This is a genomic window from Vannielia sp. ABF1_015 (assembly GCF_056160745.1).
In genome coordinates this window covers 1,323,009-1,339,067 of the sequence record NZ_JBSWXT010000001.1, presented here as the reverse complement: position 1 = coordinate 1,339,067, position 16,059 = coordinate 1,323,009, and the positions used below count along the sequence as shown (strand labels likewise).

The following is a 16,059-nucleotide window of genomic DNA, read 5'->3' as shown; positions in this document are numbered from 1 at the left end:
CCATGCCCCGTGCCTTTGAAGGCCTCAAGGTTATCGACGCGACCCATGTTCTGGCTGGCCCCTTTGCCGCCTATCAGCTTGCCGTGCTGGGCGCTGACGTGATCAAGATTGACCATCCCGATGAGCCCGATCAGGTGCGCCAGCAGGGCCCGGACAAGGAGCTGAATGCCGCCAGTATGGGCACCACCTACCTTGCGCAGGGGGCCAACAAGCGCTCTGTCGCGCTGGACCTGAAGACGGAGGGCGGGCAGGAAGCGCTGAAGGCGCTGCTCAAGGATGCCGATGTTTTTGTGCAAAATTACCGGCCCGGGGCGCTTGAGGCCCTGGGGCTTGGCTATGACGAGATCAGCAAGCTGAACCCCGGTCTTGTATACTGCTCGGTTTCGGCCTTCGGGCGCGAAGGGCCGCGCGGCGAGGAAACCGGCTATGATTTCGTTTTTCAGGCGGTTGCGGGGCTTATGGCCCTTACCGGCTCCGAAGAGAGCGCACCGCTGAAGACCGGCGCGCCCGTGGTGGACTATGCCACCGGCTATATGACCGCCTTCGCCATTTCCGCCGCGCTTTTCCAGCGCACGCAAACCGGGCGGGGGCAGCATGTGGACCTTGCGATGTTTGATGCCACGCTGATGCTGATGAGCACCCATATCGCCGCGCTCAACATCGGCGGGAAGCCCCCGAAGCCCGAGGGCAACCGCTTTGCCTTGGCGGGCATCGGGGCCTATGAGACCGCCGATGGCCTGCTGATGCTGGGGGCCGCAAACATGCGCCAGCAGAAGCGGCTTTGGGAGGCGCTGGGGCGGCCGGATATGGTGAAAGCGAGCAATGCGGAGCGGCTTGAGAGCCACGCGGCGGAGGAGGCGGTGCTGAAAGAGGTTTTCCTCACCCGCAGCGCCGATGAATGGCAGGACTTTTTGCGCCAGCATCAGGTGCCGGCAGGGCGCATTCGCACCATGCAGGAGGCGCTTGAGGATCCGCAGCTTGCCACCCGGGGGCTGCTGCAGGAAACCCCGGCCCCGTTGGGCCGCGAGGGCACCCATAAGGTGCCGGTTGCGCCTTTCCTGATGTCGGAGGGCAACCCGAGCATCGAGCGCCCTGCCCCGGCCATCGGCGAGCACACAGAGGAGGTTTTGGCGGCTGCGGGCTTTACCCCCGATCAGATAGAGGCGCTGATTGCCTCCGGTGCCGCAAAGCGTGGCCCCGGTTCCTAGAGGTAGCGCATGGGCTTGGCCGCCGATGCGAATGGTGACGGGCCAAGAGCGGGTTGCGGGGTGATGACCTCCCCAAAAGCGGTGAGTTTAGTGGGGCGGGCGATACCGCTAGGGTAGAAGATGTCGGAACTCCCTTCCGCACCGCGGCCTTGCCGACAGCGCCCGCCTTTCCCCTGAGGCGGGCGCCTCTCATTGGGGCGTTGCGTGCAGGGTCAGGTGGCGGCGCGGATGCGGGCGGCGGCGAACTTGAACTCGGGGATCTTGCCGAAGGGGTCGAGTTGGGGGTTCGTGAGGAAGTTGGCCGGTGCGTCGCGGAAGCAGAAGGGGATGAAGAGCATGCCTTGGGTTACGTCGCGGTCGGCGCGGAGCGTGAGGGTGATATCGCCGCGGCGGGTTTCGACCGTCACCTGCTGGCCGCGGGTGAAGCCCATGCGGCCGATGTCGCGCGGGTGCATCGACACCACGGGCTCCGGCTCCTGTGCGTTGAGCGCGTGGCTGGTGCGGGTCATCGCGCCTGTGTGCCAGTGCTCGAGCATTCGGCCTGTCGTTAGCACCAGGGGGAACTCGTCATCGGGTAGCTCGTCGGGGGGCACGAGGTCGGTTGGCACGATGCGGGCGCGGCCGTCTTCGGTTGGGAAGCCCTCGGTGAAGATGACCTCCTGCCCCGGCTCGTCCTCTGCCGCCGCCGGGTAGGTGACGGAGCCTTCGGCCTCGATCCGCTCCCAGCTGATATTGGCGAGCGAGGGCATGAGGGCGGCCATTTCGGCGTAGACCTCGGGCACATCGGTGTAGGACCAGCCGCAGCCGATGCCGTTGGCGACATCGCGGATCAGCTCCCAATCCTGCCGGGCTTCGCCGGGCGGGTCGAGCACCGGGCAGCCAAGCTGCACCTGACGGTTGGAGTTGGTGTAGGTGCCCAGTTTCTCGGCCTGCGAGGAGGCGGGGAGGATGACATCGGCGTGCCATGCGGTTTCGGTGAAGAAGATATCCTGCACGATGAGGTGTTCGAGGCTGGCCAGCGCCGCGCGGGCGTGGTGCTGGTCTGGGTCGGACATGGCCGGGTTTTCGCCCTGCACATACATGCCCTTGATCTTGCCGTCGTGGATGGCGTGCATGATCTCGACCACGGTAAGGCCGCGCACGTGATCGAGCGGGCGGCCCCAGGCATCCTCGTATTTATCAATGAGATCAGCGCTCTCCACCGATTTGTAATCGGGGTAGAACATGGGGATGAGGCCCGCGTCGGAGGCGCCCTGCACGTTGTTTTGCCCCCTGAGCGGGTGCAGCCCGGTGCCGGGGCGGCCGACGTGGCCGGTGATGAGCGAGAGCGCGATGAGGCAGCGGGAATTGTCGGTGCCGTGGACGTGCTGGGAGATGCCCATGCCCCAGAAGATGATGCCGCGTTCGGCCTTGCCGAAGGCGCGGGCGATGGCCTTGATCTCATCGGCGGGGACGCCGCAGATCGGGGCCATCTCTTCGGGGGTGAAGCCTTTGACCTTTTCCTTCAGCGCCTCGAAGCCGGAGGTGTTGGCCTGGATGTATTGCGCGTCGGTCAGCCCCTCGTCGATGATGGTGTGGATCATCGCGTTCAGCAGGGCCACGTCGCGGCCCGGCTCGAACACCACGGAATGGGTGGCGTGGCGCATCAGGCCCTGCTTGCGCGGGTCCATCACGATGAGGGTCGCGCCGTTTTTGGCGGCCTGTTTGAAGTAGGTCGCGGCGACGGGGTGGTTTTGCTCGGGCCGCGCGCCGATGATGATGATGCAGTCGGATTTCTCGGCATCGGTGAAGGGGGCGGAGACGGCGCCGGAGCCGACGCCCTCCATCAACGCGGCCACGGAGGAGGCGTGGCACAGGCGGGTGCAATGATCGACGTTGTTGGTGCCGAAGCCTTGCCGGACGAGCTTTTGGAAGAGGTAGGCCTCTTCATTGGTGCCTTTCGCGGAGCCGAAGCCTGCGAGGGCGTGGCCGCCATCCCGGTCGATGATGGTTTTGAGGCCGCCTGAAGCGCGCTCCAGCGCCTCTTCCCATGTGGCCTCGCGGAAGACTTCCGCAATGCGGTCGGTAGAGAGCTTGGCGTGGGCGTCTTTGGGGGCGTCGTCGCGGCGGATCAGCGGCTTTGTGAGGCGCTCGGGGGAGAGCACATAGTCATAGCCGAAGCGGCCCTTGATGCAGAGCTTGCCCCGGTTGGCCGGGCCTTTGCGGCCCTCGACCTGGATGATCTTTCCCTCTTTCACGCTGAGTTCGGTCTGGCAGCCGACGCCGCAGAAGGGGCAGACGCTTTCAACCTTCTTCTCGGCGTATTCGGTGCGCTTGGTGGCCTCCGGGTTCAGCAGGGTCTTTTCCATCAGCGCGCCGGTGGGGCAGGCCTGGACGCATTCGCCGCAGGCCACGCAGGAGGAGAGGCCCATCGGGTCGGCCTGGTCGAAGACCGGCAGGTTGCCGGTGCCGCGGGAGGCCATGCCGATCACGTCGTTCACCTGCACGTCGCGGCAGGCGCGCTCGCAGAGGGTGCAGGAGATGCAGGCATCAAGGTTGACGGCGATGGAGGGGTGGGAGGCGTCGCGGAAGATGGAGTCGACCGGGATTTCGGATTTCGCGCCGGGGCGGGTTGAGGGGAAGTGGGTTTCGGAGAGGCCCGCGAGTTCGGCCTGGTGCCAGAAGCGGGCGTCCGGGTCTGGCGAGGTGTCGCGCGAGGGCATGTCGGAGGCGAGCAGGTCGAAGACGAGGCGGCGGTTGGTCTTGACCCGTTCGGTGCCGGTTTGGACCTTGAGGCCCTCGGAGACGCGGCGCTTGCAGGAGGCGGCAAGGGTGCGCTCGCCCTCGATCTCGACCATGCAGGCGCGGCAGTTGCCATCGGAGCGATACTCGGGGTCGTCCTTGTAGCACAGGTGCGGGATGGCGGTGCCCTCCCGCTTGGCGACCTGCCAGATGGTCTCGTGGGGGGAGGCGGTGACTTCCTTGCCGTCGAGCAGGAAGGTGACGGAGGCGGGGAGGTCTTTCATCGGGGGGTCTCCAGTTGGAGCGTGTTCTGGAAGGGGAGGGCCACGCCCGGAATCAAGCCGAAGGCGCCGGGCGAGCGCCTGCCCGTCCCGGCGGGCTGGTGCTTTGGTGATGCTTGGGATGACCTTGGAGGGAAGATGACCGCTGAACCATAAAGTGCCACGGTGACACCGTTGCAGCGCCACCCCACGGGCAGGCGCGCGCCCGGCTTGGGGTGCGTTTGTGAGGAGCGGGTGGTGGGCAGATTGCCCACCCTACGGGGGCTCATGCCAGCTCCTCCGGGAAGTAGCGGATGAGGTGGCGGATGGGGTTGCCTGCCGCTTGGCCGAGGCCGCAGATGGAACTGTCTGTCATCACGGTGATGAGGTCGTTCAGGAGGTCCTCGGAGGGTTCATCGCCCGAGAGGATTGCCGCCGCCTTGGCGGTGCCCGAGCGGCAGGGGGTGCATTGGCCACAGCTTTCATGCTCGAAGAAATGGGTGAGATTGAGCACGGCCTCCTTGGCGGAGTCCTCCTGAGAGAGGATCATCACGGCGTGGGAGCCCATGAAGCCGCCGTCTTTCTCGAATTCTCCGAAGTCGAGCGGGCGGTGGGCCTCTGAGGCGGGGAAGATGCCGCCCGAGGCGCCGCCGGGGAGGAAGGCCTTGAGGGTGTGGCCGGGGGCCATGCCGCCGCAGTGCACGTCGATCAACTCTTGCAGGGGGATGCCGGCGGGGGCGAGTTTGACGCCCGGATTGGCGACGCGGCCCGAGACGGAGTAGCTGCGCAGCCCGTTGTTGTCTTGGCCATAGCCCTGATCGGCGAACCATGCCGCGCCGTGGGCGAGAATGTCGGGTACCCAGCTGAGGGTTTCGACATTGTGGTTGAGCGTGGGGCGGCCAAAGAGGCCGACCTCGGCGATGTAGGGTGGGCGGTGGCGGGGGAGGCCGCGCTTGCCTTCGATGCTTTCGATCATCGCGCTCTCTTCACCGCAGATGTAGGCCCCTGCCCCACGCCGGATTTCGATAGGCACATGGGCGAAGCCCGCGTGCTCCAGCGCCTCGACCTCGGCTTTGAGGATCGCCAGCACCGCCGGGTATTCGTCGCGCATGTAGATGTAGATGCGGTCGCAGCCGACGACATGGGCGGCGATCAGCGCGCCCTCCAGCATGCGGTGCGGCTGGCGCTCCAGCCACCAACGGTCCTTGAAGGTGCCGGGCTCGCCCTCGTCACCGTTCACCGTCATCAGGCGGGGGCCTTCGTAGCCGCGCACGAAGCCCCATTTGCGGCCCGCCGGGAAGCCCGCGCCGCCGAGGCCGCGCAGGCCTGCATCCGACATGGTGTCGATGGCGGCATCGGGGGTGATCTCCCCTGCCCTGACCTTTTCATAAACAGCATAGCCGCCGCCCTCGCGGTAGGCCTCCAGCCCCTCGTAATCGGGGATCACCGGGTCGAGCGGGCCGGTGGCGGCTTCGATCAGATTGTCTGGCTTGGCATGATCGACGGCGCGTTTGCCGACCTGCCCGGCGGGGGCACGATCACAGGCGCCGATGCAGGGCACGGGCTGGATGCGGATGCGCTCCGGGTCGGTGCTGGCGCGCAGGGTTTCGATCAGCTTGGCAGAGCCGGCGAGCGAACAGGTGAGCGACTCGCAGACGCGGATGGTGACCGGCGCGGGGGCGGGTTCGCCCTCCTTCACCACGTCGAAGTGGTGGTAGAAGGTGGCAACCTCGTAGACCTCGGCCTGCGCGAGGCGGAACATGTCGGCCAGCGCGGCGAGGTTGGCCGCCGAGAGGTGGCCGCAGCCGTCCTGTATCAGGTGCAGCGCTTCGATCAGCATGTCGCGGCGGCGGGGCATCTCGCCCAGCAGGCGGCTCACCTCCTCCAGCGCCGCCTCTTCAACCTGCCGCCCTTTGGGCTGGCTGGCATCGCGGCGGGCAAACTCTCTGCTGGCCTTGTTCATCGCGGCTGGCTCTCCTGCTATTATGCCCCATTCTATCGCACGGTCCTGCTCCGGGCAAAACACCGCCCCCGACCAAGAAGGCGGCGGAAACGTCACGCCGGGCGGGCGTATCGGAAACAGGCGGTGTGGGCCGGAAACCTGTGGCGAGGGGGCATGGCGCGCGCGGTGGGGTCAAGGCAGTCGATGGTATCGGTGGGGTTGATTGGCGCGGGCGGTGGGCGCAGGCTGGCAGGGGTGGAGGGTGCAATGTTTGGATTGCTGCGCAGGATGTTCGGGGGAAGGCGACAGAGGGCGCCGGAGGCCGCTGAACTTTCGGAATTTTCCGACATGCTGACCCGGGGGCGCGTGCCGCCGCGCCAGAGTGCGGAGGAGCGGGGAGCCGAGGTTGATCGGCTTCTGGGGCGCTTCGCGGTGGAGGCGCTGCGGCGGCCCGGCTGCGTTTCTGGCGATCCGGAGGCGACGTTGACGGCGATGATTGCGCAGATCGACGCCACGCTTTCGGCGCAGATGAATGCGATTATCGGCCATCCGAGGATGCGGGCGCTGGAGGCGGCGTGGCGCGGGTTGGAGGGGCTGGCAAGGCAGATCCCGCCGGGCGGCAAAGTGGTGCTGAAGGTGCTGGATGCGGCGGGGCCCGATGAGATGCTGGGCGCGTCCGAGCAATGGGCCGCATCGCCGCTGAAGGCCCGGCTCTATGATGACATCTATGCCCACCCCGGCGCGGCACCCTTCGCGGTGCTGGCTGTGGATTGCGCCTTCGATCACACCGATGTGCCGCGCCTCGCCGCACTCGCCCGGATCGGGGCGCTCTGCCAGATGCCGGTGCTGACCGACGCGTCGATGCGGCTGTTTGGAGAGGCGGGCACCTTGCCTCCCGCGCTGGAACAGGCCTTTGACGGGCCCGCCCATAACGGCTGGCGTGCCCTGCGCGCCGCTCCGGTGAGCCGCTATCTCTGCCTCTGCCTGCCCGGCATTCGCGCCCGCCTGCCGTGGGGCAATGCCACTGCGCCGGTGGAGGCCTTCTCTTTCGAGGAGGAGGGCCTAGGCTGCTGGAGCAATCCGGCGCTGGCGATGGCGGCCAATATCGCCCGCTCGGTGGCCCGAACGGGCTGGGCGACGGATATTCGCGGAATAGAGAGCGGCGGTGCGGTGGAGGGGGTGCCGGAGCCGGTCGGGGTGGACCCGGAGGCGATGCCGCCGATGGCGGTGGAGGTGGACGAGCGGCAGGAGAGCCAGTTGGCGCGGCTCGGCCTGACCGCGCTGCTCCGCCGCAAGGGCACGTGGCGGCTGTGCTTTGCCGGGGCGCAGAGCCTCGCGGCCGATCCGGGCGGCGGGGAGGAAAGCACGGGCGAGCGGCTTTTAACCCGCCTGCCCTACCTGCTGTGCGCCACCCGCTATGCGCAGCATGTCATGCGCATGGCCGCCGATGCGCCGGAGGGCGAAACGCCGGAGGCGTTCGAGGCGCGGGCGCGCGGGTGGTTTGCCGGGCAGGTGCGGGCGGATATTGGGCAGATGACGGCAGAAGAGATGGCGCGGCATCCGTTGCAGGCGGTGGAGTTTGCGGTTGATCCGGGGCCGCCCGCGACGGCGCGGCTGGTGATGACGCCCGGGCACAGGTTGGAGGGCGGGGCCTCTCGGCTGCCGCTGGAGATCACCCTGCCATTTCGGGCGCAACAGGTGCCGCCGGGCGGCAGACAAAGCATGTAATGCGCCGCGAGGCGCGCGATTGGATCGCGTCTGCCTCGGGCGGGTGGGCCATTGGTGAAGCCCGCCGACTGCCGGGCTAGTGGGCTTTGTCGAAGCTGAGGCTCAGGCCCATTCCCACGGGCGGGTGAAGCTGCCGAGGGCCTCGGCCACCTTGGCTTCGTCGGCCTCGCCGGTTTTCTTCAGCTTGGCCACCAGACCGCGCTTTTTATCTTCCACAACCTCGGCCACCTCGGCCCCGGTGCCCTCAAGCGCGCCGTTGTAGACGCGGGTGATGGCCATTTTGCGCAGGTCGGGTTTGAACACCTTGCCCACCGCTGTCTTGGGCAGCTCAGGCAGGATTTCGAGGTGTTTCGGGTAGGCGGCGCGCTCGTGGATGCGGGTGTTTGCGAAGTCGATCAGCTCTTGTTCGGTGACATTGGCCCCGCTCACCAGCTCGACATAGGCACAGGGCAGCTCGCCCGAGTGGGCGTCGGGCTGGCCGATGGCCCCGGCAAAGGCCACCGCCTCATGGCCAGCCAGTGCATCTTCGATTTCTGCCGGGTCGATGTTGTGACCGCCGCGGATGATGAGATCCTTGGCGCGGCCGGTGATCCAGAGGTAGCCCTCTTCGTCGATCCGGCCCAAATCGCCGGTGCGCAGATAGACATCGTGGTGGAAGAGTTTGTGGTTCTTGTCCTCTTCGGTATAGGTCGAGCCCGGGAACACGCCGGGGGAGGACACGCAGATTTCGCCCACTTCATCGGTGCCGCATTCTGTTGGGCCGTCCGGCGTGTCACAGAGGATTTTCACCTCGGTATAGGGAAAGGGCAGGCCGACGGAGCCAATCTTCTTTTCGCCCGAGGGCGGGTTGCAGGCCACGAGGCAGGTGCATTCGGTCAGCCCGTAGCCCTCGACCACCTCGACGCCGGTGGCCTTTTCGAAGCGGTTGAACAGCTCGACAGGCAGCGGGGAGGAACCGGAGAAGGCGGTTTTGACAGTGGAGACATCGGCATCGACGGGCCGCTGCATCAGCGCCGAGAGCGCGGTGGGCACGGTGATGATGAAGCTGATTTTCCAGCGTTCGATCAATTTCCAGAAATTATCGAACACCCCGTCGCCGCGATAGCCGGCAGGGGTGGGGAAGACGACATGCATGCCGCTGGCGATGGCGGCCATGAAGATGACGTGGCAGGCGAAGACGTGGAACAGCGGCAGCGGGCAGAGCACGTTATCCTGCTCGGTGAAGAGCAGCTCGTGCCCGATCCAGCCATTATAGACCATGCCCGAGACCTTGTGCTGCGCCACCTTGGGCATGCCGGTGGTGCCGCCGGTGTGGAAATAGGCGGCGACGCGGTCTTCCTTGGGGTCGTCGAAGGTGAGTTTGTCGGCGGGTTGTTTGGCCAGCTCTGCATTGAAATCCAGCACCTTGGCGTGGTGGGTGGTGGCCGTCTTCGGGCGGATGAAGGGGATGATGAACTTCTTCAGCCCGGTGACGTAGCGCAGCAGGTCGACCTCGAGCACATGGGTGACATTCGGCGCGTCCTTCACGGCCTCGGCCGCCTTCTGGGCCACGTCGGACTTGGGGAAGCTCTTCATCGTCACCAGCACCTTGGCACCGGTCTGGCGCAGGATGGCGGCGATGTGATCGGGCTCCAGCAGCGGATTGATCGGGTTGACGATGCCCGCCACCGCGCCGCCGAGCAGGGTGACCACGGTTTCATTGGCGTTGGGCAGCAGGTAGGCGACGGTGTCGTTGGGGCCAACGCCCAGCGACCGGAAGAGGTTTGCGGCCTGCGTGGTTTTGGCGTGCAGCTCGTTCCAGCTGAGGGTCTCGGCCTTGGCACCGGGATCGGAGAAGATCTGGTAGCTGAGCGCAGGGCGCGCGCCGTGCTTGGCCTTGGTGGCCGAGATGAAATCGTAGATCGTGGCGGGCATGCCCCGCTCTTCCCAGGTCATCTGGTTTTCGATCGCGCGCAGATCTGCGGTGCTCTGAAAGCTCATGGTCGTCCTCCCCGTCGTGGCGGGCCGTTTTCGGCCTCGTCCAGTGCGGCGAGTGTGAGCGAGAGCCGCGCTGGGATCAAGCGCGATAGGGATGTGACGTGGGGTTGCGGGGAGGCGGCAATGGGCTAGGGCGCAGTGAGCAAGCCGCGGGCACGATCGGCCACGGGGGCCGATTGCACCACAGAGCTATGGGTTGCGCCAAAGGGCACAAGCCGGTCGATCACCGCTTCCATCTCGGACACGTCGCGCACATGGGCACGGGCAACGAAGCAATCCTCGCCCGAAACCCGCTCGCAATGGACGATCTGAGGCGTGGCGTCGATGGCCTGCACCATCTCCTCCATCCGGCCGGGTGCTGGGCGGGCGCGGATCAGCAGGGTGAGCGCGAAGCCGAGGCGCGATGGCGCGACATGGGCGTGGTAGCCGGTGATCACCCCGGCCTCCTCCATCCGGCGGACCCGTTCGGCCACGGCGGGCGGCGACAGGCCGACCCGACGTGCGAGTTGCGCACGTGGCATTCGGGCATCCTCCATCAGCAGCCGGAGAATCGCCCGGTCGGCCGCATCAAGCGTGTAGCTTTCGAAACGACGATAGTTGGCCACTTTGACCGATGAATCCACGGAACTCTCCCCCCAATATCTCTGACCGACCATATCCGGCAAGGTATTTGCCTTCGATACTGCCGCCATGAAAGCCTTACGCCAAGCCCCCGCCTCCATTCCGCCCCACGCCTGGTTTGGCGTGTCGGCCCTGTTCCACTATCTTGGGCCCGCCTTTGCGGTGCTACTCTTCCCCGCCGTCGGGGTGCTGGGCGTGGCGTGGTTCCGCATCACCTCGGCCGCGCTGATCTTCGCCCCCGTCATCCGCCCATGGCGCGTTTTGGCGCGCGCGCGGGGGCGGGAGCTGGCGCTGACGGTGGGTCTCGGGGCGACGTTGGCGGTGATGAACTCGGCCTTCTACCTCGCGCTGGAACGGGTGCCGATGGCGCTGGTAGCGGCAATCGAATTTCTTGGCACTGTCGGCCTCGCGCTCTGGGGACTGCGCAGCGCGCGCAACTGGGGCGCTCTGGGGCTGACTGTGGCGGGCGTTGCGCTGCTGCTCGATCTGCCGGGGCTCTTTGGCGCAGCGCCGGGGTGGCGGGCCGAGCTGGCGGGGCTGGGCTGGGCTGTGCTGAACGGCGGGCTCTTCATGCTTTACGTGGTGCTGGGCCACCGCGCCTCGGAGGGCGGCGCGGCGGGCGGGATCGAGCGGCTGGGCGCGGCCATGTGCCTTGGCGCTGTTTTCGTAATGCCGATCGGATTGCTGCAGGCCACCCGCGCTTTCGGTGATCCCTGGCTGGTGATCGCGGGCGTGGGCGTTGGCCTCTGCTCCTCGGTCATCCCTTACGTCTGCGACCAGCTTGCGATGGCGCGGCTGCCAAGGGCCAGCTTTGCGCTGATGCTGGCGCTCCTGCCCGCGATGGCTGCGGTGATCGGTGCTCTCGTGCTGGCGCAGGTTCCGGGGTGGGAAGAGCTGTTGGGCGTGGCGCTGGTGGTTGCGGGTGTGGCGGTGCACCGGCCTGCGCGGTGACCGCACGACAGATGCGCCGTGACTGCGGAGTTACTCGGCCGCCAGCCCTTCGGTGAACTGGAGCCGGGCCAGACGGGCGTAGAGGCCGCCTTGGGCGACGAGGCTGTCGTGGGTGCCTTCGGCGACGATCTGGCCTTTTTCGAAGACAAGGATACGGTCGGCCTTTTTCACGGTCGCAAGGCGGTGGGCAACGATCAGCGTCGTGCGCTCTGCCGAGAGGGCCTCGACGGCTTGTTGGACCAGTTGCTCGCTTTCGGCATCGAGCGCCGATGTGGCCTCGTCGAGCAGCAGCACGGGGGCGTCACGCAGGATGGCGCGGGCGATGGCGATGCGTTGCTTTTGCCCGCCGGAGAGCATGGCGCCGCGCTCGCCGACGTAGGTGTCATAGCCCTCGGGCAGCTCGGTGATGAACTCGTGCGCGGCGGCTGCCTTGGCGGCGGCCTCGACCTCGGCGCGGCTGGCATCTGGGCAGCCGAAGAGGATGTTTTCGGTCACGGTGGCGGCGAAGATCACCGGGTCTTGCGGCACGAGGGCGAGCTGGGCGCGCAGGGCCTCGCGCGTGACCGCGTCGAGCCGGGTGCCATCGAGGGTGATTTCGCCGGAGGCCGGGTCGTAGAAGCGCAGCAGAAGCTGGAAGATCGTGGATTTGCCTGCCCCGGAGGGGCCGACGAGGGCGATGGTTTCGCCCGGCTGCACGGTGAAGGACACGCCAGAGAGCGCGGCCTCGCCGGGGCGGGTGGGATAGTGGAACACTACGTCGCTGAAGCCGATGGCACCGCGGGCACGGCCCTCAAGCGCAAGCGGCTCTGCCGGATCTGCCACCGAATCCTCGGCAACCAGCAGCTCGATCAGCCGCTCGGTCGCCCCGGCGGCGCGTTGCAACTCGCCCCAGATTTCAGACAGCGCGGCCACGGCGCCCGCCATGATGCCGGCGTAGATGACGAATTGCACAAGCTCACCCGCCGTCATCACGCCATCGCGCACATCGCGCGCGCCGATCCAGAGCACGCCGAGGATGCCGCAGAACACCACGAAGATGATGATCGCGGTCATTGCCGCGCGCACGGTGATGCGCCTTTTGGCGGAAGTGAAGCTTTGCTCGGTCACCTCGCCGAACTGTTCGCGGCTGGGGGCCTCGTGGGTGAAGGCCTGCACGGTTTGCACCGCCAGCAGGGCTTCGGAGGCGTTGCCGGAGGAGGCGGCGATCCAGTCCTGGTTTTCGCGGCTGAGGCTGCGCAAGCGGCGGCCCAGCACGAGGATGGGGATGATGACCACGGGGATGATGCCGAGCACCATTAGCGAGAGCTTGGGCGTGGTGAAGAACATCAGGATCAGCCCGCCGACGAAGAGCAGGATATTCCGCAAAAACCATGAGGCCGAGGAGCCGATCACCGAGAGGATCAGCGTGGTATCGGTGGTGATGCGCGAGAGCACCTCGCCGGTCATCAGCTTTTCGTAATAGGCCGGGCTCATGCCGATCATCCGGTTGAACACGGCTTTGCGGATGTCGGCCACCACGCGCTCGCCCAGCCGTGTGACCAGCCAGTAGCGCAGCGCGGTGCCGAGCGCGAAGATGGCGGCGATGCCGATGGCGGCGAAGAAGTAACGATCGAGCAGGGCAACATCGGCGGTGCCGAAGTTGTCGACCACGCGGCGGGCGGCGAGGGGAAGGATCAGCGAGACGCCGGCGGTGAGGATCAGCGCACCGAGCGCGGCGAGGGCCATGAGCTTGTAGGGCGCGAAGAACGGCGCGAGCGCACGCAGCGCGCCAACGCGGCGCGAGCCGGGGCGATCATCGGGGTTGGTCTGGGGGGCACGCGCCATAGGCTCTCCTCTTCGGGCGAAGGGAGTAACGGGCGCGCGGCTGGGCGGCAAGAGGGGCAACTTGCCGCGCAGCGCCCGCGCGAGGTTGAAACTGTGATGTGCAACGCGGCGCAAATCGGCTTAGGCTCGCTTTAGAGCGGCGGCAGGGGCAGGAGAACGGCAATGGCGATGAGATGGCAAACCGGGCTTGGGCTGGCAACGGCGGCGGTGCTGCTGTGGGGCTGTGGCGGTGGCAGCGGGCGGATCGACGCGCCGGAGGGCGCAACGGTGCCCGCGCTGGTGCAGGGCGAGCGCGCGACAGTGACACATGTGAGTGCCAGCCGCGCTCCGGGGATTCCGCGTGGCTTTGGTGATCTGGACCCGCATGAGTGGTCTGGCCCCTCCCCTGCCAACTTTCAGGTGCATGGCATCGACGCCGCCCGCTATCAGGGCGAGATTGACTGGACACCGGCGCGGCAGGCGGGCGTTTCCTTTGCATGGCTGAAGGCGACGGAGGGCGGCGACCATCTGGACCCGGGCTGGCAGCTCAATGCCGATGGCGCGCGGCGCGCTGGCGTGCCGGTGGGGGGCTATCATTTTTATTACTTCTGCACCGATGCACGGACGCAGGCCGAGTGGTTCGTTCAGAACGTGCCGCGCCGCAAGGGAGACCTGCCGCCGATGCTGGACATGGAGTGGAATCACCTCTCCCCCACCTGCAAGAAGCGCCCGCCGGCAGAGGAGGTGCGTGCCAGCATCCGCGAGTTCTCCCGCATCGTCACCGCGCATTACGGCACCGCGCCGGTGGTTTACACCACGCCAGACTTTTACCGCCGCAACGATCTTGGCCGGCTCCGGGGCACCGAATTTTTCTTGCGGGCGGTCACGGCGCACCCCTCCGAGCATTACCCCGAGGAGCGCTGGAGCTTTTGGCAGTACAGCGGCACCGGGCTGGTGCCGGGTGTGGCGGGCAAGGTAGACCTGAACGCCTTTGCAGGCTCGCGCGCCGAGTGGCGCAGCTGGCTGGCGCGGCGGTTGCAGTAGATCACGAGGGGTGCGCGCCGCGCTGCGGCTGCGTGGCCCGGGCGGATGGCCAAAAACGACTGAGGAAATTTTTGGAGCGGGCGGCGGGAATCGAACCCGCGTCATTAGCTTGGAAGGCTAAGGTCTTACCACTACACAACGCCCGCTCAGCAGTCTCGGGGTCTAAATCATGGGATTTGCATCGTCAAGCCAAGTAGGATCGCCCTTCGTCCTGCCCTCCCCCGGCCGCGCTCAGCCAGCGCATTACCGCTCGGTGCTTCGACTCACCGAGTTGTACCGCCGAATTCGGATCCAACATGAGCCCAAGAGCCTACGGCGACAGGGCGGATGCGATCAGTTTCATTCCGTCCTGAATGCGGTTGGTCGGGATCGTCGAATAGGCGAGCCGATAATGCGACGTATCCGGCGATCGGCGGGCAAAGAAAGCCTGCCCCGGTTCGATGAGAACCGACTGCGCGCGCAATTTCATCGCAAGGCTCGAAGTGTCAATGCCGGGCGGCGCCTCGATCCAGAAAGACGAACCGCCGGTGGCCCGGGGCCGCATTTGGCCAAGGCCAAGCTCTCTTAGGCCGTTCTCCATGATTGCGCGACGTTGGGCATAGACTCGTGTCATCCGGTGAAGCTGGCTGTCGAAATGGCCCAGAGACAGGAAGTAGGCGGTGGTGCGCTGGAGGTGGCTTGGCGGGTGACGCAGCATGACGGAGCGCAACCTGCGCACCTCGCGGATCAACTCAGGCGCGGCCACCATGTAGCCAAGCCTCAGCCCCGGAAAGATCGACTTGGAAAAGGAACTCACGTAGATAACACGCCCGCCCTTATCGAGCGATTTCAGCGCCGGGGCGGGTGAGCTGAGAAACGAGATCTCGAACTCGTAGTCGTCCTCCACGACAAGGAAGTCGTCCTGTTCGGCACGTTCCAGAAGCGCCTTTCGCCGCGCCAAGGGCATCGTGACATTCGTGGGCGCCTGATGGCTGGGCGTGGTGAAGACGAGGTCGCATTCCCGCGGGATGTGCTCGGGCGGCAAGCCCTCGTCATCCACATCAACCGAGGTGACGACAGCACCCTTCTGGTCGAAAATCTTGCGCAGACCGGGATAGCAGGGGTTTTCTGCCACGGTTCTGGGCGCTTGATCCAGCAGGAGATGCGCGACCATCCACAGAGCGTTCTGGCTGCCCATGGTGACGATCAACTCGTCGGGCGTGGCATGAATGCCCCGGCGCGGCAGGATGTGGCGCAGGATGTACTCCACCAGCATCGGGTCGTCGTGCTGGTAGCTGTCGCGTGTGAGGCTGTCGAATTCCTTCCGCCCCATCGCCTGAATGGCGCATTTGCGCCAGTTTGCGTGGTCGAAAAGGCCGGGGTCGGACTGGCCGTAGATGAAGGGGTAGCGGTAGTCGCTCCAGTTGGAGGGACGCAGGATGTCGTCGCGTTCGGGGATGCCCTTGCGGAGGCGGCGTTGCCAGTCGATCGCGGGTGCGGGGCCTTGGGGGCCTTCATGAAAGGTGGGGCGGCGCGGGGCGTTCTCGGCGACGTAGAAGCCCGAGCCGCCGCGGGCGTAGAGATATTCGTTGGACACCAACTCGCTGTAGGCCAGCGTCACGGTGATGCGCGAAACGCCGAGGTGCTGGGCCAACCGGCGCGAGGAGGGCAGGCGCTCGCCCGGGGCGCAGCGGCCGGTGACGATGGCGTCGGCCACAATCTGCTGGATCTGCTGCTGCAGCGTGGCGGTGCTGCCTTGAGGGAGCAGGAAGATTTCCGGCGGAATGGGCACCTGGGGTCTTTCTTTGAAGGAGGCGTTGCGCGG

The 16,059-nt window shown here is 66.5% G+C and carries 10 protein-coding genes and 1 tRNA gene; 4 read left to right on the top strand and 7 right to left on the bottom strand.

Going from position 1 to position 16,059, the window contains the following annotated elements:
- Window positions 1-2 precede the first annotated feature (2 nt).
- Window positions 3-1,208: a CaiB/BaiF CoA transferase family protein gene (locus ACXAG6_RS06725; protein WP_475336306.1), complete on the top strand. Its 1,206-nt coding sequence runs from the start codon at window positions 3-5 to the stop codon at window positions 1,206-1,208.
- Between the two features lie 212 nt (window positions 1,209-1,420).
- Here the strand turns inward: ACXAG6_RS06725 and fdhF are convergent, their stop codons facing one another.
- Both fdhF and ACXAG6_RS06715 read right to left on the bottom strand, forming a co-directional pair.
- Window positions 1,421-4,213, bottom strand: a complete 2,793-nt coding sequence (gene fdhF / locus ACXAG6_RS06720; RefSeq protein ID WP_475336304.1) for a formate dehydrogenase subunit alpha — start codon at window positions 4,211-4,213, stop codon at window positions 1,421-1,423.
- Between the two features lie 262 nt (window positions 4,214-4,475).
- Window positions 4,476-6,152: an NAD(P)H-dependent oxidoreductase subunit E gene (locus ACXAG6_RS06715; RefSeq protein ID WP_475336301.1), complete on the bottom strand. Its 1,677-nt coding sequence runs from the start codon at window positions 6,150-6,152 to the stop codon at window positions 4,476-4,478.
- A 246-nt stretch (window positions 6,153-6,398) separates the two neighbouring features.
- Here ACXAG6_RS06715 and ACXAG6_RS06710 point away from each other — a divergent pair, with 246 nt between their 5' ends.
- Window positions 6,399-7,859 (top strand): type VI secretion system contractile sheath domain-containing protein, encoded by a 1,461-nt coding sequence (locus ACXAG6_RS06710; RefSeq protein ID WP_475336299.1) that lies wholly within the window; start codon window positions 6,399-6,401, stop codon window positions 7,857-7,859.
- A gap of 102 nt (window positions 7,860-7,961) precedes the next feature.
- Here ACXAG6_RS06710 and ACXAG6_RS06705 read toward each other — a convergent pair whose 3' ends face one another.
- Both ACXAG6_RS06705 and ACXAG6_RS06700 read right to left on the bottom strand, forming a co-directional pair.
- Window positions 7,962-9,839: an acyl-CoA synthetase gene (locus ACXAG6_RS06705; protein WP_475336296.1), complete on the bottom strand. Its 1,878-nt coding sequence runs from the start codon at window positions 9,837-9,839 to the stop codon at window positions 7,962-7,964.
- Window positions 9,840-9,964: 125 nt separating this feature from the next.
- Entirely contained in the window at window positions 9,965-10,459 is a 495-nt protein-coding gene (locus ACXAG6_RS06700) for an Lrp/AsnC family transcriptional regulator (RefSeq protein WP_475336294.1), read from the bottom strand.
- A 67-nt stretch (window positions 10,460-10,526) separates the two neighbouring features.
- Between ACXAG6_RS06700 and ACXAG6_RS06695 the strand changes: the two genes are divergently transcribed.
- Complete coding sequence (locus ACXAG6_RS06695) at window positions 10,527-11,408, top strand: EamA family transporter (RefSeq protein ID WP_475336292.1); 882 nt, start codon at window positions 10,527-10,529, stop codon at window positions 11,406-11,408.
- A 30-nt stretch (window positions 11,409-11,438) separates the two neighbouring features.
- On the opposite strand, the gene ACXAG6_RS06690 is transcribed toward ACXAG6_RS06695, so the two are convergent.
- The gene (locus tag ACXAG6_RS06690) at window positions 11,439-13,232 is read right to left on the bottom strand and encodes an ABC transporter transmembrane domain-containing protein (RefSeq protein ID WP_475336290.1); all 1,794 of its coding nucleotides are present in this window, start codon (window positions 13,230-13,232) and stop codon (window positions 11,439-11,441) included.
- Window positions 13,233-13,394: 162 nt separating this feature from the next.
- Between ACXAG6_RS06690 and ACXAG6_RS06685 the strand changes: the two genes are divergently transcribed.
- Window positions 13,395-14,255: a glycoside hydrolase family 25 protein gene (locus ACXAG6_RS06685; protein WP_475336287.1), complete on the top strand. Its 861-nt coding sequence runs from the start codon at window positions 13,395-13,397 to the stop codon at window positions 14,253-14,255.
- A gap of 72 nt (window positions 14,256-14,327) precedes the next feature.
- On the opposite strand, the gene ACXAG6_RS06680 is transcribed toward ACXAG6_RS06685, so the two are convergent.
- Window positions 14,328-14,401: transfer RNA gene (locus ACXAG6_RS06680), tRNA-Gly, on the bottom strand.
- Window positions 14,402-14,565: 164 nt separating this feature from the next.
- The gene (gene pdxR, locus ACXAG6_RS06675; RefSeq protein WP_475336285.1) at window positions 14,566-16,026 is read right to left on the bottom strand and encodes a MocR-like pyridoxine biosynthesis transcription factor PdxR; all 1,461 of its coding nucleotides are present in this window, start codon (window positions 16,024-16,026) and stop codon (window positions 14,566-14,568) included.
- Between the last annotated feature and the right edge of the window lie 33 nt (window positions 16,027-16,059).